This is a genomic window from Streptomyces netropsis (assembly GCF_014203545.1).
Taxonomy (GTDB): domain Bacteria; phylum Actinomycetota; class Actinomycetes; order Streptomycetales; family Streptomycetaceae; genus Streptomyces; species Streptomyces netropsis.
On sequence record NZ_JACHJG010000006.1, the window covers coordinates 90,053 to 111,634 of the forward strand.

Sequence of the window (21,582 nt, forward strand, 5' to 3'; positions counted from 1 at the left end):
AACACCTCATGTACGCCATGCAGTATGAGATCACCCTGCCCGCCGACTACGACATGGGGATCATCCGCGAGCGGGTGGCGACCCGCGGCCACGCCCTCGACGACCGGCCCGGCCTCGGGCTCAAGGCCTATGTGATCCGCGAGCGCGGCGTGGACGGCTCACCCGTCAATCAGTACGCCCCCTTCTATCTGTGGGACGACATCGGCGCGATGAGCCACTTCCTCGTCGGCCGTGGGGGCTTCCAGGGCATCATCGCCGACTTCGGGCGCCCCGCTGTCCGCCAGTGGGCGGGCATCGCCTGCGAAGCGGGGCCCGCCCGCGCGAACACGCCCCGGGCCGCCTCCCGCAGCGTCACACCGCTGCCCGCCGGAGCCGACCCGGCCACCCTGGTCGAGGAGGCCCTCGAGGAACTGCGCGCGCTGGCCCGCCGTGCGGACGTCCACACCACGGCGCTCGCCTTCGACCCCCGCCACTGGGAACTGATGCGCTTCACCCTCTGGGCGGACACCGTCCCCGAGACCCCCGGAACCTCCACCGCCGACACCGAGCGCTACGAGGTCCTGCACCTGTCGTCGCCGCACCTGACGGCGATCCCGACGGGCCGGCACTGGTAGCGGGGCGGGCGGCGTCGGTCAGCGCCCCACTACGGTGCCCAGCACCCGTTCCACGGGGAAGTAGCCCGCATGGCGCGAGTCGTAACTGTTCTTCGGATTGTCGCCGAGGAGGACGAGTCGACCAGGCGGCACGACCGGGCCCGCCGTACGGTCCAGAGCCGGCATGCGGTCCAGCGGGGCCGGGTCGCCGGGGGCCGCCGCCACGCGTTTGATGATCCACTGCCGGGCCGCCACCGCGCGGGAAGAGGCCGCGCGGTCCACCGGCGGCAGGGGCCAGCTCACGCCCCGCCCGGGGCGCTCCAGCACCACCACCCGCCCCACCGCGATCCGGCCGCCGCGGTGTACGAGGACCCGGGCACCGTCCTCGTACACCGGTTCCATGCTGCTGCCGCGCACGGTGACCCGGACCACCGCGTACCGCAGCAGCACGGCGACGTCCGCCAGGCCGAGCGCGGTGGCGGACACCACCCAGTACCCACGGCGCATCACCGGCGGCCCGCTTCCTCGACGCCGGGCCGGACGTCCTCCGCCCGGTAGCCGGACGCCTGAAGGGCGAACAGCCGCGCGTACTCTCCGTCCGCCGCCATGAGGTCCGCGTGGCCGCCGCGTTCGACGACCCGTCCCGCCGCCAGCACCACGATCACGTCGGCCTCCCGGACCGAGCCGAGCCGGTGGGAGATCAGCAGACTGGTCCGGCCGCGCCGGTGTGTCCGCAGCGCCTCCTGGATCTCCGCCTCCGCCTGCGCGTCGAGCCCGGAGGCCGGCTCGTCGAGGACCATCAGGTCCCGCGCGTCCCGCAGGAACGCGCGGGCCAGCGCGAGCCGCTGCCACTGGCCGCCGGAGAGCACGACACCGGTGGCCGCCTCGCCGTCCTCCGACGTCATGGGGAAGCGGCGGGACAGGAGCGTGTCGTACCGCCGGGGCAGGGTGGACAGCTTGCGGTGGATGCCCGCCCGCTCCGCGGCCCCCCGGATCCGTTCCGCGTCGTCGAAGGCGTCCAGATCGCCCAGTCCGATGTTCTCCGCCGCCGTCATGTCGTACGCCATGTAGTCCTGGAACGCCGCCCCTATCCGGGTGCGCAACCGGGCCGGGTCGACGTTCCGCAGGTCGACGCCGTCCCAGAGGATCGCGCCGTGCGTCGGGTCGTAGAACCGGCAGAGCAGTTTCACCAGGGTGGACTTTCCCGAACCGTTCAGCCCCACGAGCGCCAGCGCCTCCCCGTGCCGCAGACGGAAGCTGACCCCGCGCAGTACCCACGGGTGCTCGTCGGAGTACCGGAACCACACGTCCCGGAACTCGACGCCCTCCCGCAGCGCGGGCAGCGGGGCCGGAGCGGCGGCCACCGGAAGGTCCGGCTCGCAGCGGACGATGTCCAGATAGTGCTCGAACAACATCACCGCCTCGTGGGAGCCTGCGACGTGCCCCGCGACGGCGGTGAGCGAGCCCTGCACTCCTGCCACCGCCGCGATGAAGATCGCGATGTCGCCCACCGAGAGGTGACCGGACCGCGCCGCCAGGACGGCCCACACCACCCCGCCACCGGAGACCAGCGCGGCGAGCAGCGCCAGCCCCGACTGGACGAGCGCGTCCCGCCGGTCCAGCAGCGCCTTGGCCGCATCGGCCGTGCGCCGGTCGGTGAGCATCCGGCCCTGGAGGAAGGCGCCGATGCCGAACAGCCGTACCTCTTTGGCGGCTTCGACGGTCGACAGCAACTGGCCGTAGAAGATCTCGCGCCGTTCCGTGGGCCCGAGGTCCCAGTGCAGGCGGACCCGCTGCCGGGACAGGACCAGTTCGGCGACGAGTGCCGGCACCCCGGCCGCCAGCACCAGCGCGGTCATGGCGGGGCTGAGGACGAAGAGGGAGCCCAGGAAGCCGGTGACCATGATCGCGGCCTGGGACAGTCCCAGTATCCCGTTGGCCACCTGGCCGGGTCCGACGGCGCTCGCCTGCTGCGCCAAGCGCAGCCGGTCGAGGAAGGCGGGGCTCTCGAACCGTTCCAGGCCCACGAACCCGTTGACGGCCGTGAACAGCCGGCCCTGCGTCAGCAGGCCGATCGCACGTTCCAGTTGCGACTGGAGGTACTGGTTCGTGTGCGTGGTCACCGCGGTCACCACCCCGACGCCCGCGAGTCCCGCCGCCAGGCCGACGAGCGCGGCCGTCGAGGTACCGCCCTCCGTCAGGCCGTCCAGGGCGAGCTTGGTCAGCCAGGCGGCCGCCACGGGGAGCGCACCGGTCGCGAGCGTCAGCAGCACATGACCGGTGAAGACCGCCGGGGCCGCCCGGGCCGCCAGGGCGATCGCCGCCGCGGCGTGCCGTGGGAAGCGCGAGAGGGCCGCCCGGCGGGTCGTCCTCCGTTCCCGGCCGGTGGGCGTTTCCGCCCGCCCCGGGCCGGGAGCGGAGGACGGGGCCCCGGTCACGCGGTCAGGCTGGTCGGGCTGCCGAGCGCCACGTCGTCGTCCACGACGACGAGTCGGCCGTCGGCTTCGCGTTCGGCCCGCAGGACGCTCGGGAAGGCCCGGATCCCCAATGCGGTGCCCATCGCGCCGTCGGGGTCCTCGACCACGACATGTGCGACCCGGCTCAGCTCGGCCACGAACCCGGCCGCCGCGTCGGCGTCGCCGACGACGGTCGCGATCACCGAGGAGCGGCCGCCGGGCTCGTGCCGCGCGTATGCGACGAAGCGGGGAAGTTTGTCCTGGCAAGGCTCACAGGTCGGAGAGAAGAACCCGAAGAGGACGGGCCCGGACAGCAGGTCGCGCATCAAGGGCTCCCCGAGGGTGGTCGACGTGTGGAACTCCCCGACCTCCTGGCCCACTTCGAGGCGGACCGGATCTCCCTGCACGGATCCGAGCATCTCCGTGTGCTCCCGCAGCCGTTTGACGACGCCGAGGGTGAGGACCAGGTTCAGCGTGCAGAGCGCTCCGACGAGGGTCACGACGGCGATCAGGACGGGCATGAGGGCTCCTTGGCTGCTTGGTGTCGAACGGGGGCTTCTTGGTGTCGTACGGGTCGACCGCGCCGACCGGTCAGACCGACCGGTGGTCGGGGTCAGTCGCACCGGCACGCGCGGAGGCGGGCAGCGGACGGAAGAGGGCGAGCAGGTGGTCGAGCCGGGTGACGACGGCCCCGGCGAACAGCCCGGCGATCCCGGCCACCACCAGACCGCCCGGCCGGCCATCGGCGGCCACGGGTACGGCGAGCACCCCGGCGACGGCGACGGCGAAGAGCAGGACGTTGCGCACGATGTGCGGGGTGTCGAGCGGCGTCGTCGAAGGGCCGAAACAGCGGCAGGGAGCTGTGGCTCCCCGGCGTACGGCCGCCGCGATGCCGGCGGTGAAGGCCGCCAGCAGGGCGGAGGCGACGAGGAACCCGGCCGTCGCGGCACCCCGCACCGGTACGGCCGTCAGGACGCACACAGCCGCCTCACCGGCGACCACCGTCCGGGCCACCGGGCGGACGAGGACGGGCGGCACCACGCCCAGGGACCGGACGGACGCGACGAAGGCGGTGAACGCGGAGCGCCCGGCGACCTTGCCGGCGACGGACACCAGGAACACCAGCCCCAGCAATCCGCGGGCTCCCACGACCAGGTACTCCATCGAACTGCCTCCGGGCGAGTAGGGGGCGGGACGGAGCCGTGCGGCGGGCGACCACCCACCGCACGGCGGAGCGGCGGCACGAACGGCCGTCAGATGCAGTAGCCGGAGCCCTTGCGGCAGTTCGCGCAGCGGGCGAAGACCCAGGTGCCGCCGCCGCAGGGCTGCTTCCGGTACCACAGGTGGTCGGTTCCCGCACAGCCGGATGAGGACCCGCCCTGCACGCACTCGTAACACCAGCAGGCGGCTTCGGCGGCGGAGGCTTCCATCCGCGGCACCAGCAGGTCCAGCATCCTGCTGCCCAGTCCCTCAAGCCTTGTGCGCATCTCTCACTCCTTCGCGATCGACGGAAAGGCCGTCCCCGCCGTGGCCGTGCGCGGGTGCCCGTACGCGCTCCGCGGCGCGGCCGCGTCCGGGCGGACGGCGGGGCACGGACTCACAGCCGCTCGCCGGGAACGGTGCCCCTGGCAACGAGCGTGCCGGGCGGCTGCACGGCTGTCGTTGTCCCTGGGTGCGGGGTGGTTGTCGATCCGTGCGGCGCCGCCCGCCGACGGAAGTCGCGCGGCGGAGCCCCGTACACGGACCGGAACACCCGGCTGAAGTGCGCCTGGTCCGGGAACCCCCAGCGTGCGGCGATGGAGTGGATCGGCTGCCCCGCCAGCAGCGGATCGGCAAGATCACATCGGCACCGCTCAAGCCGTTCCTGCCGGATCCAGGCAGCCACGGTCTGGCCGTCCTCCTCGAAGAGGGTGTAGAGGGAGCGGCGGGACAACTGGTGTGCCGCGGCGATGCCCTCCGGGGTGAGCGGATCGGCGAGGTGCTGGCGGATGAACTGCCGGATCTGCGTCCGCAGCGCTCGTCTGCGGTCGTGGGGGTCCAGGCCCTCCGCAAGGTCGACCGCCCCGCGGAGCACCGACGCGACCAGGCTCGTGGTGACGTCGGTGAGGAAGGGGCCGTCGGCCCGCGTGAACTCGTGCGCACGGCCGGTGATGTCCGCCAGCCACCGCGACAGCGCGCCGCCCATACCCGGCCCGAGGGGAACGGGAACGGTGTGGAGGCGTTGCGCGGTGCGCGGTGGCAACTGCAGCACGGCGCGCGAGAACTGGACGATCACGAAGGAGTGGACCCCGCCCGGGTCGTCGAACCGTCCGCTGTAGGGGCTGGAACTGTCCACCAGCATCAATTGCCCGGCTCCGACCCGGGTGTGGCGCCGCCCGACGCTGAAAGTGGCCTGGCCTCTCCTCATGTGCAGGACGTGGAAGGCCTGCGGATCGCACCGGCGGATGAGCCGCACGGTGCGGGCGAAGCCGGCCCGCGGACACGCAAGTGCCGCGACCCACACGTCACCGAGGTGCAGGGCCCGCAGGCCCGCGCGGAGCCGCGTCGTGCCGTCGGTCTGCGGGGCCGACACGTGCCACAGCCCGGTGATCTCGTCCAGCACCGCTGGATGCGGCCGGAGCCGTTCGTCGTGAGTACCGGGCTCGTGACGGGTTTCGAGGGAGGGCGTGGCCACCCGCTCGGCATCACCTGGCACCGGTACGGCGGGTGGAGGTCTTTCGGGCACACGCATGCTTCCCTCCTGGGCAGGGGGCAGGGGTGGTTGTGTCGCGCACGCCCCAAGAAGGGGACCGGCGTCTCCAGGTTGGCGGGAAGGAACGCCCCTGGACACGAAGAGGCCTGTCCGGGACGCGTCCCGGACAGGCCTCACCCCGCGTTCCGCCACTTTCTGTCCTGGTATGCGGCCAAGGGCTGATGGAAGGCCGGCACGGTCGGGGCCGGACGCGACCGCTCCCGCGTCGGTCCGTTCGGCGGGGGCGGGGAACGGCAGCTCGGCGGAAGCCGACCGAAGTCCCCCTTCCGTCGGCCGTCCCGGGGACGGCGGCGCCTCGCCCGAGCGGCGTTCCACCAGGCGGGGTTACCGGGCGGTCAGCGGGTGCGCGGTGGGGGGCAGCCCTTACCCTGGCGCCATGACCGGGGGCGCGAGTGGGCAGAGCGGGCAGATCATCGACGGGCGCTTCGAGTTGTTGGAGCGGCTCGGCAGCGGGGGGATGGGGACGGTGTGGCGGGCGCGTGATCTCGCGCTGCACCGCGAGGTCGCGCTCAAGGAGGTGCGGTCGCCGGACCCGGGGTCGGCGGCCGCCGGCCCGGAGGCCACGCGCGTCCTGCGGGAACGGGTGCTGCGGGAGGCGCGGGCACTCGCCCGGCTCTCCCACCCCCATGTGGTGACGATCCATCACATCGTGGCCCAGGACCCGCACCCCTGGCTGGTCATGGAGCTGCTCCCGGGCGACAGTCTGCAGGACCGGCTCGCGCACGGCCCGCTGCCGCCCCAGGAGGCGGCCCGCGTCGGCCGGGACGTGCTCTCCGCGCTGCGCGCCGCGCACGGCGCCGGCATCCACCACCGCGACGTGAAACCGGCGAACGTCCTGCTGCGCGCGGACGGCCGGGCCGTCCTCACCGACTTCGGCATCGCCGCCCTCCAGGGCTCCACCGCCCTCACGGCGGTCGGCGATCTCATCGGCTCGCCCGAGTACATCGCCCCCGAGCGCGTCCGTGGTGCCGAGGAGACCCCGGCCTCCGACTTCTGGTCGCTGGGCATGTTGTTGTACGTGGCCGTGGAGGGCATCAGTCCGCTGCGCCGGGCCACCACGCTCGCCACGCTGGCCGCCGTTCTCGACGACCCGGTGCCACCGCCCGTCCGGTCCGGGCCGCTGGCGCCGGTACTGACGGCCCTGCTGGTACGGGACCCGGCCGCGCGGCCCGACGGCGCGCGGCTGGACGAGCTGCTGGCGCGGGCGGAAGCGGCACCCGCCCATCCGCCGACCCGGTGGGACGGCGCCCGGCCGCCGGCCACGCCTCCGCACTCCCTGCCGACGGTCACGAACGGTTCGTCCGACCCCACCGGCCCCACCGGGCCCATGGCTCCTGGCGCGCCCCGCTCCCGGCGCGGACCACTGGCCGTGGTGGCCGCCGCCGTCGCCGCGGCGCTCCTCGCGGGTGGCGTCTATCTCGCCGTCGAACCCGGCGGCGGCGAGGGCGACCGGGCCGCCGCCGGGCAGGCCACCAGGACCTCCCCCGCCACGGCGGGGGACGGCGAGCCCGGCACCGCGGGCCGGAGCCCCACCCCGCGCGCCTCCGCTGCGGGGAGCCCCGCCCCGCAGCGCCCCTCGCCCTCCCCCACCCCGTCGCGCGCCTCCGAGCCGCCCCCGGCCGGGCCCGCGGGCACCTGGATCGCCCAGCTCCACTCCGAGCCCGTCTCCACCGGCACCGCCACCCGGGACCGGCGGCTGGCGACCGTCCGCGAGAGCATCCCGGAGGCGGTCATGCTGCGCAGCGACGACTACGCCTCGCTCAACCCCGGCTACTGGGTCTTCTACGCCCCCGGACCGTTCGCCGACGGGTCCGCCGCCGTCAACTGGTGTGCGGAGCACGGCCGTACCACCAGGAACGCGTGCGTGGGCCGGTACGTGAGCCACAGCGCGGGCGACCGGGACGCCCTGTGTCTTCCCGCCACGGGCACTACGACGGGCAACAGCACCGGCCGCTGCACCCGCCCATAAGGTGCATACTGCGCTTTTCGCTCCGTCGCTTCGGCGGCGGAGAGATGCGGTCCGGCGGCAAACCACAAGAAGGCTTCCCCCTTCCTTTCCTCTCGCCGCCCGGGATACCTCTGGGTGGGGGCGGCCGGTCCGGTGGCCGCCCCCACCACCCGGAGAACCCTGGAAAGGAACCTCACCATGGGCAACGCACCGTCGGGGACACCCGAGGGCGACGAGGGCTGGTACGTGGACGACCGCTGTACGAACTGCGACGTCGCCCGGCAGCTCGCCCCGACGCTGATCGGCGAGGTCGACGGCCGCTCGGAGATCCTCCGCCAGCCGCGCGACGCGGCGGAGGACGGTCTGCTGCACGCGGCCGCGTACGCCTGCCCCACCCGCTCGATCCGGCACCCCGCCCGCAGGCTGGACCCGGCGCTGGACCCCTTCCCGCTGGCGCTCGACGAGGGTGTCCTGCTGTGCGGGCACAACTCCACCCACACGGCCGGGGCCAACTCCTATCTCCTGCGCCGCCCTTCGGGGTCCTCGATGATGGTCGACACGCCCCGCTGGAGCGAGCCGCTGGCCGCGCGGTACGAGGCGCTGGGCCCGGTCACCGACGTCCTGCTCACGCACCGGGACCACGTCGCGCACGGGCGCCGCTACGCCGACCGCTTCGGAGCCCGGCTGTGGATCCACGAAGGCGACCTCGACGCCGCGCCGGACGCCGACCGCGTGTTGCGCGGCACCGACCCGGTCGAGATCGCCGGGGGCGTCGTCGCGTATCCGCTGCCCGGGCACACCGAGGGCAGCGTGCTCTACGTCGCGGACGAGCGGTACTGCTTCAGCGGCGACAGTCTCTACTGGTCACGGACGACGGCGGACATCGAGGTGGCGGAGAGCGTCGTCTGGTACTCCATCGAGGAGTTGGCCGCCTCGCTGGCGCGCACCGCCGCCCGGCTGCGCTTCGAGTGGCTGCTGCCGGGTCACGGGGACCGCAAGCGGCTCCCGGCCGCGGAGATGTCCCGGCGGCTCGAACGGCTGACGGTCCGCACCCGGGACTTGCGTCCCCGGCCCGTCGACTTCTCCGCCCTCCGATGGTGAACGGCCGGGCCACCGCGGCTCACCGGCCCGTGTCCAGCGCGAGCCGCACGGCGTCACGGGCGGCGGCTCGGCGAAGTCAGCCGCGTGAACCCGTGCGTCGAGGGCACCGCGCACGAGGCGCTCGGCCTCGACGTGGCGGTCGTGGAGGGGAAGCAGCCCCGCGAGCGAAACGCCGATCGTCCGGCGGAGCTGGTACGAGGCACCCATGAGCCGGGCGGCCTGCTCGTGGTCGCCGATGGCCGAGGTCCTGTCGTGCACCACCGACAGGGACGGCTGGACCGGCAGGGCGAACTGCACCGACAACACCGGCTCGTGGTGGTCTGCGGGTGGTGGCCGGATCAGGTCGGCGCGTGGCGGACGCTGGACCCCGGCGGTTCCGGTAGCTCCTCCGCCACCCGCGGTGGCGGCACGGGGGTCGGCAACGTCGACTGGCAAGAGGGCTGGGCGGTCGCGCGGCGGCCGACGGCCGGACAGCGGCGGCCCGTTCGGGCCGCCGCTGTCATTTGCCTCCGCTCGCGCTCGCCTCCGCCGCCTTGCGGCCCGGTGGCGCGGGATCGCGCTCCCGGCGGCGGGCCAGCAGCTTCGGGCCGGCCAGCACCACGGCGTTGCCGATCAGCACCAGGACGACGCCCAGCCCGTCCCGCGCCGACCAGGTGAAGTCCTCGAAGACGGTGGACAGCAGCAGCGAGACGATCGGGAAGAGCACCGTCGCGTACGCGGCCCGCTCGCCGCCGATGCGGCCGAGCAGCGTCAGATAGGTGCCGAAGCCGATCACCGAGCCGATCAGGGCCAGGTAGAGCAGCGAGCCGGTGTACTTCCACGTCGGCTCGTAGAGCGTGCCGTGGCCGAGCACGGCGGCGAACGGGGCGATGAGCACGGCACCGTAGGCCATCGACCAGCCGGTGCTCTGCACGACCGGAACGCCTTGCGCCTGCACCTTGCCGGAGACGACGTTGCCGAGGCAGAACACCAGGGTTCCGGCGATCGACAGCACCGTGCCCAGCCCGTTGCCGGAGTCCGGATCGAAGTCCGCGAGCGCCGGCCAGAAGACCGTGCCGATGCCCAGCAGGCCGATGCCACCGCCGATGAGCACGACCGGGGACACCCGGCGGTGGAAGAACAGCCGCGCGAAGACGATGTTCATCAGCAGGGACATGGCGAAGACGATGGAGACCAGCCCCGTCGCCAGGTGCTGCTCCGCGAAGTAGAAGCACGCGAAGTTGCCCGAGAACATCAGCCCGCCCATGAGCGCGAACCGGGCGTGCATGCGCAGGGGGTACTTCAGCGGCAGCCCGCGGGCGCGGGCGTAGGCCAGCATGAGGACGGCGGCGAGCGCGAAGCGGTAGAAGATGGACAGGGTGGGGTGGACCTCGCCGAGCTGGCCCTTGATGGCCAGCCACGTCGAGCCCCAGATCACCACGGTCACCGCGTAGAGCACGCCGTTCACTGCGCCAGGCCCTTCTCCACCAGGACGGCGAGCCGGGAGACGCCCTCGCGGATCTGCTCCGGGGAGAGGTAACTGCACGACAGGCGCAGCCGGTTGTCACCGGAGTCGTCGGTGTGGAAGTAGCGCATCGGGGCCCACAGGACGCCGTGCTCGCGGGCGGAGAGTTCCAGCAGGGCGTCGTCGGCGGGGAACGGCAGGGTGAGGGTGAGGAAGAAGCCGCCCTCGGGAGCGTTCCAGTGGATGCCGGTGCGCTCGCGCAGCGCGGCGGGGAAGTGTGCTTCCAGAGACTCCAGCAGCACGTCCAGGTTGTCGCGGTAGAACGCGATGGCCGGTGCGTTGGCCTCGCGCAGGCGGCAGTCGTGGGTGACGAGCATGCCGCCGATGAGCGCCTGGCTGAGCGTCGGGGTGTTGACCGTGACCATGCTCTTGATCTTGGACAGTTCGTCCGCGAGGAGCGTGTGCCGGCCGTCGGGCGCGACCACCGTCTGATCGGCGATCACATAGCCGACGCGGGCGCCGGGGAAGCAGGTCTTGGCGAACGAGCCGAGGTGGACGACCCGGCGCCGGGTGTCCAGCGCCTTCAGGGTGGGCCGGACGGCGTCGGTGCGGGTGAAGAACCCGTACGGGTTGTCCTCCAGGATCAGCAGGTCTTCCGCGTCCGCGAGGGCGAGCAGCTCGTGGCGGCGCTCCACCGGCATGCAGGTGCCGGAGGGGTTGGAGAAGTCCGGCACGGTGTAGAGGGCCCGGGGGCGCTTTCCCGCCGCCCGCAGCGAGTGGATCACGCGTCGCAGCGCGTCGAGGTCGACGCCGCCCTCGTCCTCGGTGACGGGGGCGGTCTCGACGCCGAGCACGCGCGCGGCGCCCATGATGCCGACGTAGTTGGGGTCGGTGACGAGCAGGACGTCGTCGGGCCCGGCGAACAGGGCCCGCAGGGTGATGAGCATGCCCTCCTGGCAGCCCACCGTGACGACGATGCTCGCCGGGTCGGCGTCGATGCCCTCGTCGTTGTGGAGCGTCCGCGCGATCAGCCCGTGGATCTGGCCGTTGGTGCGCCCGTACTGGAAGAGGGTGGTGCGCACCTGGTCGGGGCCCTGGCCGAGGTCCTCGGCCAGGTACCGGGTCCAGGCCTGGAGGTACTCACCGATCCGATCGACCTCGAAGAGGCCCTCGTAGGGGCGGCCCGGGCCGAAGGAGATGGCGTCCGGGTAGCGGAGGGTGATCTCGTTGAGGAAGTTCATCACCTCCATGAGCGGGTCGGCCAGCGAGCCGTGCAGCTCGCCGAGCGGCAGGACGGCCCCGGCGCCGTCGGTCGTGGCAGCCGTCACCGCTTGTCCTCCCACAGCACCGGGCAGAACTCGGGGTCGGTGTAGTCGGGGTTGCCGTCGGCGTCCTGGCGCACCAGCACGTCGTTGTTGTAGACCACGTTGCCGCCGGTGGACAGCGGGTACGGGCGCCACTGGTTCGCGCCGTCCTGGAGGTGCAGGCTGATGGCGCGGCGGGGGCGGTCGCTCGTGTTCAGCCCGCTGCCGTGGTACGTGCGGCAGTGGTGGAAGCTCATGTGCCCCTTGGGGATGATCATGGGGATCTTGCGGATCTCGACGCCGTTGAAGTCGGCGTTCTCCTTGAGCATGTCCTCCAGTTCGGAGCGGTCCCGCTCGGCGAAGTGGCGGGTCACGGAGTCGCCGGCGGGGATCTCGCGCCAGGTGTGGCTGCCGTCCACCATGGTGATGGTGCCCAGTTCCTCGTCACAGTCGTGGAACGGGATGAAGGCGGTCAGCATCTCGTCCGAGCTGCAGGTCTGCCAGTAGTGGCGGTCGAAGTGCCACGGGACGATGTTGCGGGCGTCCTCGGGGCGCGGGGGCTTGTAGATGAGGGTGGTGTTCCACAGCCGGATCTGCTCGGTGCGGGCGATGAGCGCGGCGGTGGCGGCGATGACCGGCTTCGACAGGATCCGCCGGATCGTGTCGTCCTCGTAGAAGATGTAGTCGTTGTGGCGGTGCACGTCGCCCTGCTCGGGCTCCCAGTACGCGAGGCGCGGCGGGCGGACGGGCAGGGTACGGTCGCGGTGCCCCGCGTAGAACCGCTCGCTGGCCTCGTGGAGTTCGTCGACCTCGGCGTCGGTGAGCAGCTGCTTCGTCAGGAACCAGCCGTGCTCCTGGTAGAACTCCACGTCCTCGGCGGTGGGCAGGAGTTCGCGGTCGGCCGGGCCGAGGTCGAAGGCAGCGGCGGCGGCCGAGGTCAGCTCTTCGGCGGTGCTCATCGGTGGGTGCTCTCCTTGCTGGGGGTGCGGTGAGGGGCTGTGGAAAGGGGGGCGGCGGGGCTGGTGGCGGGGGTGTCGCAGGACCGGAGGAGACCGGCGTCGACGGACGCGAGGTCGGGGCGGCCCGACAGGGCCATGGCGTCCTCCAGTTCGGCGCGCAGGATCGACAGCACGTCCCGGGCACCGGCGGAGCCCGCGACGGCCAGGCCCCACAGCACGGGGCGGCCGACCAGGACGGCGCGGGCGCCGAGGGCGAGGGCGGTGAGGACGTCCGTGCCGCGGCGGATGCCGCCGTCGACGTAGACCTCACAGCGGCCGGCGGCCGCGGCGACGACCTCGGGGAGGGCCTCCAGGGCCGGGACGGCGCCGTCGAGCTGACGGCCGCCGTGATTGGACACCACGATGCCTTCGACTCCCAGCTCGGCGGCGCGGGCCGCGTCCTCGCCGGTCAGTACGCCCTTGAGGACGAGCGGCAGCGTGGTGAGCGAGCGCAGCCAGGCCAGGTCGTCCCAGCTGAACGCCGCGTCGTGGTGCCGGGCGGCGTGCGCGCCGATCACGGAGGCCCCGTTCGACGCCTGCTGGAGTCCGCTCGCGTGGTGGTCGTCGAAGTTCGCCGGAACCATGCCGGGCGGCAGGCTGAAGGCGTTGCGCAGGTCCCGCGCGCGCCGCGGGACCCGCGGGGTGTCCACCGTGACGACCAGCGCGCGGTAGCCGGCCGCCTCGGCACGCCGTACGAGCGCTTCCGTCGTGGGGCGGTCCCGGAAGACGTAGAGCTGCATCCACAGCGGGGCGCCCGCGGCGGCTTCCGCGATCTCTTCCAGCGGGGTTCCGGAGAACGTGCTGACGACCGTCAGCGCCCCGGCCGCGGCCGCCGCGCGGACGGTGCCGGGCTCGGCCTCCGGGCTGACGAGCCCGTGGTAGGCCATGGGCGCGATGGCGACGGGAAGTTCGACGGGGCTGCCGAGCAGGGTGGTGCGCAGATCGCAGTGGGAGACGTCGACGAGGACCCGGGGCCGCAGCCGGTAGCGGCGGTAGGCGGCCTCGGATTCCCGCAGGGTGGTCTCGGCGCCGCTGCCGCCCTCGATGTAGCCCCAGGCCGCGGGGTCGACGAGGGTGCGGGCGGCGGTGTGGTAGTCGTCCAGGGTGACCGGTGCCGGCGGGGCGGTCGCCGTCCCCGGGTCGGACTCGGGCTCGGTGGGCATGCTCACCGGGCCGCGGTCATGGCCGGGGCCGGGCTTTCGGCCTCGTCGGGGCCCGCGGCGCGGGTGCGCTCCCGCTCCACGGCCTCGTAGAGGGCCTTGATGTTGCCGCTGCCGAACGTCCGGGCCTCGACGCGCTGGATGAGCTCGAAGAAGACGGTGCGCCGGGGGTAGGGGGACCGGGTGAATATCTGTATGAGGTGTCCCCACTCGTCCTGGTCCACCAGCAGGCTCAGTTCGCGGAGCACCTCGGTGTCCACGCCGACGTCGATGCCCCGCCCGGCCAGGCCGTTGTAGTACTCGGCCGGGGTGGAGAGGAACTCCACGCCACGCTCGGAGAGGCTACGCACGGCGTCGGTGATGACGTCGGTGCCGAACGCGATGTGCTGGACGCCGGGGCCGCCGAAGTTGTCGAGGAAGTCGTGGAGTTGGCCGCGCTTCCCCTCCGCCCGGGGCTCGACCATGGTGAAGGTGATGCCACGGGTCTCGTCCTGGACCACCTTGGAGTCCATGACCTGACCGCCGACCTTGATCGACTCGTTGTAGGTGTGGCGCAGCCCCAGGGCCTGCTCGTAGAAGGAGACCCAGGTGTCGAGCGAGCCGGGCGTCAGGCACAGGGCGAGGTGGTCGACGCTGCGGAGCAGCGGGGCGGCCGGTTCGCCGGACGTCTCCACGGGGAGGGGGCGGTAGCGGCCGGGCAGGAAGGCGCCGTCCGGGGTGTCGCGCTGGACCAGGGAGTGGTGCAGGCCCTCGTGCGTCCCGATGACGGCGACGACGACCCGTCCGGCCCCGTCCTCCTCGAAGACCCGCGGTTCCTGGACGGCCTCGGCTCCGGCGGCGACCGCGCGGGCGAAGTCGGCGGCGACGTCGGTGGAGGAGAAGGCGACGTCGCGCACGCCGTCGCCGTGCCGGGCGACGAACTCGGCGCCGGGCTGTCCCGGGTCCCCGGCGGACGTCACGACGAGGCGGACGCCGCCGTGTGCGAGGACGAGGGAGTGTCCGTCGGTGAACCCGGTCCCGGGCCCCGCCTCCGCTTCGATGTGGAATCCGTAGGCCTCGCAGAAGTAGCGGGCCGCCTCGGCGGCGTCGGCTACCTGCAGTCCGACGTGGTCGACAGCGTGCACTGTCATGACTTTCACCTCTGTCGTGCGATGGGGGGTCGGGCACGGCGCCGCACGGGTGAGGGACGCGGCGTTGCGCCCCGCACAGCCTGCCGCCGGCGCGGGCCGTCGGCCGAGGAGCCTCGACGAGAACGCGGCCCGCTGTCACGAACGGCATTACGGGATGGGAGTCGCCAATGCCGAACAAAGATCATCCTTGTCATTGCCCCGACAACGAGGCAAGGGTGATTTCCGGCCAGGTCTGCTCGGGCCTGACACGGGCCCGACACCCGGGGACCCAGCGGCGACGAGTGCCGGATCCCCCGGACCACCTCTTTCGGATCTGTCCCCGGTACGTGAACATGGCTTCGATCGTGGGACGTTGAAGCTGACGGCGGCACGGAATCCGGGAGGCCGACTCGATGGTTGGGCAGCGGCGGACAGACGAAGGTTTATGCATCGGGGCGGTCGTCCCACGCTCGGGGCGGCTGGCTCGTTTAGGGGATCCCCTCGATTTCGTCCTGGGCCGCCTGGCACCCCGGTTGACGGCGGTTGACGGCGGTTCCCGGCGCTATCCGCTCCGGCTCGCGGCCCGCGACAGCCGCTCGCACCCCGAGGGTGCCCGGCAGGCGGTCGCGGAGCTGGTCGGCGAGGAGGGGGCGCAGGTGGTGGTGACCATGGCCGGCACGCGCGTGCTTCCCGCCGTGGCCGACGCCTGCGCGGAGCTGGGTGTCCCCTGTGTGTCCACCACGTTCCCGTGGCAGGCCTATGTGTTCGGCAGGGGCGGTGACACGGAACGCCCCTTCCCGTGGACGTACCACTTCGCGTGGGGGCTGGACGACATCGCCGTGGTCTTCGCCGAGATGTGGGAGCGCGTCGGCGACCGGCGGACGGTGGGCTGTCTGTGGAACGACGACGTCCAGGGCGAGTTCCTCCGGCATCCCGTGCACGGCTTCGCCCCCGTGGCGGCCGCCCGCGGCCACCGGCTGATCGACCCGGGCGGCTACCGGGAGCCGGCCGTCACGTTCGCCGACCACATCCGCCGGTTCGTCGACGCCGGGGCGGAGATCGTCACCAGCGCGGCCACCGTCGAGGACCTGACGCTGTTCCACCGGCAGGCCGGGCAGGCGGGGCTGCGGCCGCGGCTGGTCACCTGTTCCCGCTGGCTCGCCTACCCGCGCGACCGGGCCCAGGCGGACGCGCTGGCGGGCACCGACATCGCCACCCTGGTCTACTGGACACCGCGCCACCCGTTCTCCTCCTCCCTTGACGGAACGGGCGCCGCGGAGCTGGCGGACGCCTACCAGCGCGAGACCGGCAGGCCGTGGCTGCAACCCCTCGGGCTCGCCCACGCCTTGGTGGAGGTCGCCGCGCACGCCCTGGCCACCGCGGACGACCCCACCGACCGGCAGGCCGTCGCCGCGGCCGTCGGCCGCACCAGGCTGCCCACCGTCGCCGGACTGATCGACTTCACTGCCGGGCCCACCCCGAACATCGCGCTGCTGCCGCTGATCGGCGGGCAGTGGCAGCCCGGCCGCGATCACCCGCACGAACTCGCACTGGTCACCAACACCCGCTTCCCCTCGATCGCCGTCGACGCCGAGCTCACCGTGGCGCCCTGCGGCTGAGCCGAGCTCGGTCCAGCCACACCCCAGCCCGTCCGGCGCTTGAGGACGCGCCCACAGGGCGCTCGCCGCCGCAGGCAGCGCGGACGGCCTGCGGCCGCTGCGACGCGTGGCGCCGCACCGCCGCTGCGCGACGGTGTCCTCAATCGCCGGACGGAATGGTTCCGGCTGAGCCCGGCGGCACGGACGAGGCCGCAGCCGCAGACCCGCCGGACGGCGACTCGTCGGGGAACACCCGCGTCACGATGTCGCCGTCCTCGGTGAGATAGCCGTACAGCATGCCCTCACTGCTGTGCGGCGCGGCGAACGTGCCCTCCCGGTCCAGGGCGATCACCCCGCCCGTGCCGCCGAGTTCGGGCAGCCGCCCGACCACGACCTCGTACGCCGCCGAGGCCACGTCCCGGCCGCCGAACTCGATCAGATGGGAGATGGTGGCGGTGGCGGCGCCGCGGATGAAGACCTCGCCGTGTCCGGTGGCGCTCGCCGCGACCGTGCCGTTCTTCGCGTAGGTGCCGGCGCCCACGACGGGCGAGTCACCGACCCGGCCCACCATCTTGTCGGTCATGCCGCCGGTCGAGGTCGCCGCCGCGAGGTCCCGGCCGCGGTCGACGGCGACCGCCCCCACGGTCCCGGTGATCTCCTCCTCGGCGGCGCCACCGCTCTTGCCTTCCTTCGTCGTCTTCGGCTTCGCGGGGTGTTTGGCCTTCGCCAGTTCGTCCCACCGCCGCTGCGTCCAGTAGTAGTCCTGGGTCACGGTCGGCAGGCCGTTGCGGGCCGCGAAGTCGTCGGCGCCCTCCCCCGCCAGCATCACGTGCTTGGTCTTCTCCATGACGAGCCGGGCGGCCGAGACGGGGTTGCGCACGCTGCGCACCCCGGCGACCGCACCGGCCGCCAGGTCCGAACCGCGCATGATCGACGCGTCCAGCTCGTGGCCCGCGTCCTCGGTGAACACCGCGCCCCGGCCCGCGTTGAACAGCTCGTTGTCCTCCAGGGAGCGCACCGCCGCTTCGACGGCGGCCACGCTGTCGCCACCGTTGCGCAGCACCCGGCGGCCGGCCTTCAGGGCGTCCGCCAGCCCGTCACGATAGGCCTTCTCCTTGCGGGGGTCGGTGGTCTCCCTGTGCAGCGCGGTGCCCGCGCCGCCGTGCACCGCCAGCACGACGTCACGGGCGACGGGCCTCGCCGCCTCCCCCGCCTTCGCGGAGGCCGCCGCACCCGCCCGGGGAGCCGCCCCGGAGCCGGCCCGGGAGAACGCGGGCAGTGCGGCGGCCACGGCCACCAGCACGGTGAGTACGGGAACGATCCACAGTCTCGGCCGCACACGCATGGGCTCTCCTCGAATTCCGCGGCGGCACGGCGGCATCGCCGCCGGGGCCGCCTCTCTGCCGGGAACGGGCCGGACTCACCGTGCCCAGGCGGGTGCCGGGGCGGAACGACCGGCGCGCGAGTTGGCCGGGAACGACGCACGATCGGCCGGTCACCCGGTGTTGCGCGGCCCCTCGCACGGCCCGGCGCGGCACGGGCGGTACGGCACGCGCCACGGCGGGTAGGCCGTGGGCCATGCGGATACCTCGACCCTCCGGGGCACCCCCCGGTGCCCCTCCCCCGGTCCCGGCCGACGGGGGCGGCTCACCGCTCAAGCGGGTCATCGGCCCGAAGCTCCTGCTGCTCTTCGTCGTCGGCGACATCCTCGGCACCGGGATCTACGCGACCACCGGCAAGGTGGCGGGGAAGATCGGCGGCGCGCTGTGGCTGCCCTTCGTCATCGGCTTCCTCGTGGCGATCCTGAGCGCCGCGTCGTACGCGGAACTCGTCGGCAAGTACCCCAGGGCCGCCGGAGCGGCTCTCTACACCCACAAGGCGTTCAAGGTCCCCTTCCTGACGTTCATCATCGCCTTCATGGTGATGTGTTCGGGCCTGGCGTCGGCGAGCGCCGCGGCCCGCGCGTTCGGCGGTGACTACATGGCGGAGTTCGTGGACCTGCCGCCGACCCTGGTCGCGGTCGTCTTCGTGCTCGCGCTGGCGGTGCTCAATCTGCGCGGCGTCTCGGAGTCGGTGCGGACCAACGTCGTACTGACCCTCGTCGAGCTGTCCGGACTGCTGCTCGTCATCGGCATCGGCGTGTTCGCCGTGCTCGCGGGCGACGGGCAGCCGTCGCGCCTCGGCGAGTTCGACACCGGCGGTTCCGGATACGCGGCGCTCACCGGTGTGCTCGGGGCGACGGCGCTCGGGTTCTTCGCGTTCCTCGGTTTCGAGGACTCCGTCAACATGGCCGAGGAGACCCGGGATCCGGCCCGCACCTTTCCCCGCGCGATCTTCCTGGGCGTGGCCGTCACCGGCACGGTGTACGTCCTGGTCGCGCTCGTCTCCTCGCTGCTCGTCGACCACCGCACGCTCCAGGGCTCCTCCGGTCCGCTCCTGGAGGTCGTGCGGGTGGGCTGGGCCGGTTTCCCGCCGAGGCTGTTCGCGCTGATCGCGCTCTTCGCCGTCACCAACTCGGCGCTGATCAACCTGATGATGGCGTCCCGGCTCTGTTACGGGATGGCGAACGAGCGCATCCTGCCGCGCGCCATGGCCCGGGTGCTGCCGCGCCGCCGCACGCCGGTCGTCGGCATCGTCTTCACGACCGTACTCACCGTCGCCCTGGCGTCGACGGGTGAGATCGCCGGGCTCGGCGACACGGCGGCGTTCCTGCTGCTGTGCGTCTTCGCGCTGGTCAACGTGGCGGTGCTGGTGCTGCGCAAGGACCGGGTGACGCACCATCACTTTCGCGCGCCCACCGCGCTGCCGGTGCTGGGGGCGGTCACCGCCCTCACCCTGGCGAGCCCGCTGGCCGACCGCCCGGCGGACGTCTATGTGCGGGCGGGGGTGCTGCTCGTGATCGGTGTCGCGCTGTGGGCGCTGAACAGGATCGCGCTCGGCGGCGCACGGCGGTCCGGCCGGGCATGAGGGAGGCGTACCGCGAGGGCGGCGGACGTTCCGGCAAGGAGTTTCGGCTTGTCGTGAAATGGGGAGGCGCGCACCGCCGTTCGGGGTGACACTGTGTCCGTGCTGATCATGGACGCCGTCCTGGAGACCTACGACTCCGCCGACTTCACCCTGTGGCCCGTGGCCGATCCGTCGGCCGGCCCGGCTCTCGCGCTCTCCGGGCGGCTGTCACCCCTGGAGGTCGGTACCGCGATCGCGGTGTGGACCGGGTTCAACGGCGCGGCCCTCGCCGACGAGGACGCCCGCGCGCCCGACGCGCCCGAGCTGATACGCCGTACGCTCGCGGCCGACTGCACCCTCCTGCCGGGCGGCCTGCGGGTGCGGGACACCGCCAGCGGGGTGTCGGTCTCCTCCGGCTGCTGTTGCGGCCTGGAGAACTGGCGGGAGTGGCTCGACCTCCTGCACGGCGAGGAGCTGTGGCTGGGGCACGACCCGTCGCCGCGCGTGGAGCACGCGGGCCCGGTCGTGCAGTTGTGGCCCGACGGCCGCGACGCCCCGGCCCCGCCCGCCGGGCAGCCCGTCGAGGTCACCAAGGACGGGCTGACCGCGCTGCTGCGGTCCGTGCAGGACGATCTGACCGGCTTCCTGACCGTCGTGGAGCGGTGGGGCGAGCGGTACGCCCCGTCCCTCGGCGCCGAGTTGGCGGCCAAGCTCGACGAGGACCTGTCCATCAGCGAGCCCCTGCGCCCGCCTCCCGGTGCCGACGGACCGGGCTGACCGGCCCCGTCCGCGCGGGGGCCGCCCGTAACACGCCGCAGGCGGGAACGGCCAGAGCCGTTCCCGCCTCCTTCTTCCTTCTGGATCAGAGAGCCGCTTTCCGGATCAGAGCCACTTTCCGGGCCAGAGAGTCGCCTTCCGTGTCAGAGGGCTGCTTTCCGGGTCAGAACGGCAGCGACATGCCGCACTCGGGCTTGCCCTTGTCGTTCGGGTCGAGGGCCGAGAGGACCAGTTGGGCGGCGGCGGGGTGGAGGGTCATGCCCGCGTGGCCGACCCAGCTGCTCGGGCAGTGGTCCTGGACGGTGTGGTTGGTGACCGTCGCACCCGCGCCGGCGGTGAGGTACTGGTTGGTGTGCGGGGTGACCACCCGGTCGTTGGTCGTGACGATCGTCGTGTACGTGACGCCGTGCACGGTGTCACCGCCCTCGTCCAGCTTGCGCGTGACGTCCGAGCCACGGGTCTGGTCGATGGCCGCCTGGCCGGCGAACTTGCCGACGATCCCCATGAGCTTCAGCGACTCACCGAGGTTGAGGAGGCTGCTCAGGTCGGTGCCGTGGTTGCTCGGGGCGACACCGACGAGGTGGTTGACCTTCTGCGCGCCGCCCTCGAACTTCAGGTACCAGCGCGGCAGCAGGCCGCCGCCCTGCGAGTGGCCGACCATGTCCACCTTGTCGGCGCCGGTCCTGGCGAGCACCTTGTCGACGAAAGCGGCGATTTCCTTGGCCGACTCCGGGACCGGTCCGCTCGCCTTGATCACGGACCCCGCGGGGGCACCGAAGTTGACGGTGTAGACGCAGTAGCCGGCCTTCTTGAGCCTGGGCGACAGCGACGCCCAGGTGTTGAGCGCGTTCGCCCAGGTGCCGTGGACCAGGACGACGGGGCGGGGGTGCTCGGCCGAGGGCTTGCAGTCCCAGTCGTTGGCCCCCTCCGGGGCGGCGTCGGGGGTGAGAAGGGATTTGGCCACGGCGGCGAGGGTCTGCGGGTCCAGGCCGATCGCACCGGTGGGTCTGGGCGCCGCGGCGGCGGGGGCGGCGGTGAGCCCGGCCACGGCGCAGGCCGCGGTGGCGGCCAGAAGGAAGGAACGCAAAGGACGTATCAAAGACATGTGAACCCCGTTGACTTCATCAAGAACGGATGATCTTCAACGCCCTAGACAGCGGTTCCCCCACCGGGGTTGCCCCACCTCGCATGTCCACTAAATCGGAATACCTCCCTCCGCCCCGGATCCGTTCCGGAGGGGGGTGCGAGGCGGACCGGAAGGCCGGCCGGCGCGGTCGGGATGGGGAGCTATGGCCTGATTTTCCGGCCATTCTCGATCATGGTTGATTGACTCAAGAGTGACGTTTATCCCACTCGTTGACCGATCGGAAAGCGGAATGGAGGTCACCGGGTACCG

19 protein-coding genes are annotated in these 21,582 nt (G+C 72.8%); 6 read left to right on the forward strand and 13 right to left on the reverse strand.

What is annotated here, in order from left to right; genetic code table 11:
- The first annotated feature begins 8 nt into the window (after nt 1-8).
- Nucleotides 9-614, forward strand: coding sequence for a DUF4865 family protein (locus FHS38_RS16265; RefSeq protein ID WP_184734280.1), 606 nt, complete (start codon nt 9-11; stop codon nt 612-614).
- Between the two features lie 18 nt (nt 615-632).
- On the opposite strand, the gene FHS38_RS16270 is transcribed toward FHS38_RS16265, so the two are convergent.
- From FHS38_RS16270 to FHS38_RS34855, 6 genes are all read right to left on the reverse strand, one after another.
- Nucleotides 633-1,100, reverse strand: coding sequence for a S26 family signal peptidase (locus FHS38_RS16270; RefSeq protein WP_189222270.1), 468 nt, complete (start codon nt 1,098-1,100; stop codon nt 633-635).
- Complete coding sequence (locus FHS38_RS16275; RefSeq protein ID WP_184734282.1) at nt 1,100-3,031, reverse strand: ABC transporter ATP-binding protein; 1,932 nt, start codon at nt 3,029-3,031, stop codon at nt 1,100-1,102. The genes FHS38_RS16270 and FHS38_RS16275 overlap by 1 nt, the downstream gene beginning before the upstream one ends.
- On the reverse strand, nt 3,028-3,570 hold the full coding sequence (locus FHS38_RS16280) for a thioredoxin domain-containing protein (RefSeq protein ID WP_184734283.1): 543 nt from the start codon (nt 3,568-3,570) through the stop codon (nt 3,028-3,030). The genes FHS38_RS16275 and FHS38_RS16280 overlap by 4 nt, the downstream gene beginning before the upstream one ends.
- 70 nt (nt 3,571-3,640) lie before the next feature.
- Nucleotides 3,641-4,213 carry a MauE/DoxX family redox-associated membrane protein gene (locus FHS38_RS16285; RefSeq protein ID WP_184734284.1) on the reverse strand — a complete coding sequence of 191 codons (573 nt, stop codon included), beginning with the start codon at nt 4,211-4,213 and terminating at the stop codon, nt 3,641-3,643.
- An 89-nt stretch (nt 4,214-4,302) separates the two neighbouring features.
- Nucleotides 4,303-4,536, reverse strand: a complete 234-nt coding sequence (locus tag FHS38_RS16290; protein ID WP_184734285.1) for a hypothetical protein — start codon at nt 4,534-4,536, stop codon at nt 4,303-4,305.
- Nucleotides 4,537-4,646: 110 nt separating this feature from the next.
- Nucleotides 4,647-5,651: a helix-turn-helix domain-containing protein gene (locus FHS38_RS34855; RefSeq protein WP_221495066.1), complete on the reverse strand. Its 1,005-nt coding sequence runs from the start codon at nt 5,649-5,651 to the stop codon at nt 4,647-4,649.
- Between the two features lie 526 nt (nt 5,652-6,177).
- On the opposite strand from FHS38_RS34855, the gene FHS38_RS16300 reads away from it, so the two are divergent.
- Both FHS38_RS16300 and FHS38_RS16305 read left to right on the forward strand, forming a co-directional pair.
- Entirely contained in the window at nt 6,178-7,770 is a 1,593-nt protein-coding gene (locus FHS38_RS16300; RefSeq protein WP_184734286.1) for a serine/threonine-protein kinase, read from the forward strand.
- A 177-nt stretch (nt 7,771-7,947) separates the two neighbouring features.
- Nucleotides 7,948-8,850 (forward strand): MBL fold metallo-hydrolase, encoded by a 903-nt coding sequence (locus tag FHS38_RS16305; RefSeq protein ID WP_184734287.1) that lies wholly within the window; start codon nt 7,948-7,950, stop codon nt 8,848-8,850.
- Nucleotides 8,851-9,349: 499 nt separating this feature from the next.
- Here FHS38_RS16305 and FHS38_RS36080 read toward each other — a convergent pair whose 3' ends face one another.
- Genes FHS38_RS36080 through hppD form a run of 5 tightly spaced genes read right to left on the reverse strand, consistent with a single transcriptional unit; the run spans nt 9,350 to nt 14,886 of the window.
- On the reverse strand, nt 9,350-10,297 hold the full coding sequence (locus FHS38_RS36080) for a DMT family transporter (protein WP_184734288.1): 948 nt from the start codon (nt 10,295-10,297) through the stop codon (nt 9,350-9,352).
- Nucleotides 10,294-11,622: an aminotransferase-like domain-containing protein gene (locus FHS38_RS16315; RefSeq protein ID WP_373301767.1), complete on the reverse strand. Its 1,329-nt coding sequence runs from the start codon at nt 11,620-11,622 to the stop codon at nt 10,294-10,296. Before FHS38_RS16315 ends, FHS38_RS36080 begins: the two co-directional genes overlap by 4 nt.
- Nucleotides 11,619-12,557, reverse strand: coding sequence for a phytanoyl-CoA dioxygenase family protein (locus FHS38_RS16320; protein WP_184734289.1), 939 nt, complete (start codon nt 12,555-12,557; stop codon nt 11,619-11,621). Before FHS38_RS16320 ends, FHS38_RS16315 begins: the two co-directional genes overlap by 4 nt.
- Nucleotides 12,554-13,759: an alpha-hydroxy acid oxidase gene (locus tag FHS38_RS16325; RefSeq protein WP_184734497.1), complete on the reverse strand. Its 1,206-nt coding sequence runs from the start codon at nt 13,757-13,759 to the stop codon at nt 12,554-12,556. The genes FHS38_RS16320 and FHS38_RS16325 overlap by 4 nt, the downstream gene beginning before the upstream one ends.
- 2 nt (nt 13,760-13,761) lie before the next feature.
- The gene (hppD, locus tag FHS38_RS16330) at nt 13,762-14,886 is read right to left on the reverse strand and encodes a 4-hydroxyphenylpyruvate dioxygenase (protein ID WP_184734290.1); all 1,125 of its coding nucleotides are present in this window, start codon (nt 14,884-14,886) and stop codon (nt 13,762-13,764) included.
- 392 nt (nt 14,887-15,278) lie between these two features.
- On the opposite strand from hppD, the gene FHS38_RS16335 reads away from it, so the two are divergent.
- Nucleotides 15,279-16,484 carry an ABC transporter substrate-binding protein gene (locus FHS38_RS16335; RefSeq protein WP_184734291.1) on the forward strand — a complete coding sequence of 402 codons (1,206 nt, stop codon included), beginning with the start codon at nt 15,279-15,281 and terminating at the stop codon, nt 16,482-16,484.
- A gap of 139 nt (nt 16,485-16,623) precedes the next feature.
- Here the strand turns inward: FHS38_RS16335 and FHS38_RS16340 are convergent, their stop codons facing one another.
- Nucleotides 16,624-17,808, reverse strand: a complete 1,185-nt coding sequence (locus tag FHS38_RS16340; RefSeq protein ID WP_184734292.1) for an isoaspartyl peptidase/L-asparaginase family protein — start codon at nt 17,806-17,808, stop codon at nt 16,624-16,626.
- 233 nt (nt 17,809-18,041) lie between these two features.
- Between FHS38_RS16340 and FHS38_RS16345 the strand changes: the two genes are divergently transcribed.
- Both FHS38_RS16345 and FHS38_RS16350 read left to right on the forward strand, forming a co-directional pair.
- Nucleotides 18,042-19,430: an APC family permease gene (locus tag FHS38_RS16345; protein WP_184734293.1), complete on the forward strand. Its 1,389-nt coding sequence runs from the start codon at nt 18,042-18,044 to the stop codon at nt 19,428-19,430.
- A 108-nt stretch (nt 19,431-19,538) separates the two neighbouring features.
- Nucleotides 19,539-20,186, forward strand: coding sequence for a hypothetical protein (locus tag FHS38_RS16350; RefSeq protein WP_221495087.1), 648 nt, complete (start codon nt 19,539-19,541; stop codon nt 20,184-20,186).
- Nucleotides 20,187-20,349: 163 nt separating this feature from the next.
- On the opposite strand, the gene FHS38_RS16355 is transcribed toward FHS38_RS16350, so the two are convergent.
- Complete coding sequence (locus tag FHS38_RS16355) at nt 20,350-21,273, reverse strand: esterase/lipase family protein (RefSeq protein WP_184734295.1); 924 nt, start codon at nt 21,271-21,273, stop codon at nt 20,350-20,352.
- Nucleotides 21,274-21,582: the final 309 nt, after the last annotated feature.

Excerpts from the sequence above, each read along its gene's own strand:
- FHS38_RS16265 (WP_184734280.1), top strand. The coding sequence starts at position 9 with ATGTACGCCATGCAGTATGAGATCACCCTGCCCGCCGACTACGACATG.
- FHS38_RS16270 (WP_189222270.1), bottom strand. The coding sequence starts at position 1,100 with ATGCGCCGTGGGTACTGGGTGGTGTCCGCCACCGCGCTCGGCCTGGCG.
- FHS38_RS16280 (WP_184734283.1), bottom strand. The coding sequence starts at position 3,570 with ATGCCCGTCCTGATCGCCGTCGTGACCCTCGTCGGAGCGCTCTGCACG.
- FHS38_RS16285 (WP_184734284.1), bottom strand. The coding sequence starts at position 4,213 with ATGGAGTACCTGGTCGTGGGAGCCCGCGGATTGCTGGGGCTGGTGTTC.
- FHS38_RS16290 (WP_184734285.1), bottom strand. The coding sequence starts at position 4,536 with ATGCGCACAAGGCTTGAGGGACTGGGCAGCAGGATGCTGGACCTGCTG.
- FHS38_RS16300 (WP_184734286.1), top strand. The coding sequence starts at position 6,178 with ATGACCGGGGGCGCGAGTGGGCAGAGCGGGCAGATCATCGACGGGCGC.
- FHS38_RS16305 (WP_184734287.1), top strand. The coding sequence starts at position 7,948 with ATGGGCAACGCACCGTCGGGGACACCCGAGGGCGACGAGGGCTGGTAC.
- FHS38_RS16320 (WP_184734289.1), bottom strand. The coding sequence starts at position 12,557 with ATGAGCACCGCCGAAGAGCTGACCTCGGCCGCCGCCGCTGCCTTCGAC.
- FHS38_RS16325 (WP_184734497.1), bottom strand. The coding sequence starts at position 13,759 with ATGCCCACCGAGCCCGAGTCCGACCCGGGGACGGCGACCGCCCCGCCG.
- hppD (WP_184734290.1), bottom strand. The coding sequence starts at position 14,886 with ATGACAGTGCACGCTGTCGACCACGTCGGACTGCAGGTAGCCGACGCC.
- FHS38_RS16335 (WP_184734291.1), top strand. The coding sequence starts at position 15,279 with ATGGTTGGGCAGCGGCGGACAGACGAAGGTTTATGCATCGGGGCGGTC.
- FHS38_RS16340 (WP_184734292.1), bottom strand. The coding sequence starts at position 17,808 with ATGCGTGTGCGGCCGAGACTGTGGATCGTTCCCGTACTCACCGTGCTG.
- FHS38_RS16345 (WP_184734293.1), top strand. The coding sequence starts at position 18,042 with ATGCGGATACCTCGACCCTCCGGGGCACCCCCCGGTGCCCCTCCCCCG.
- FHS38_RS16350 (WP_221495087.1), top strand. The coding sequence starts at position 19,539 with ATGGACGCCGTCCTGGAGACCTACGACTCCGCCGACTTCACCCTGTGG.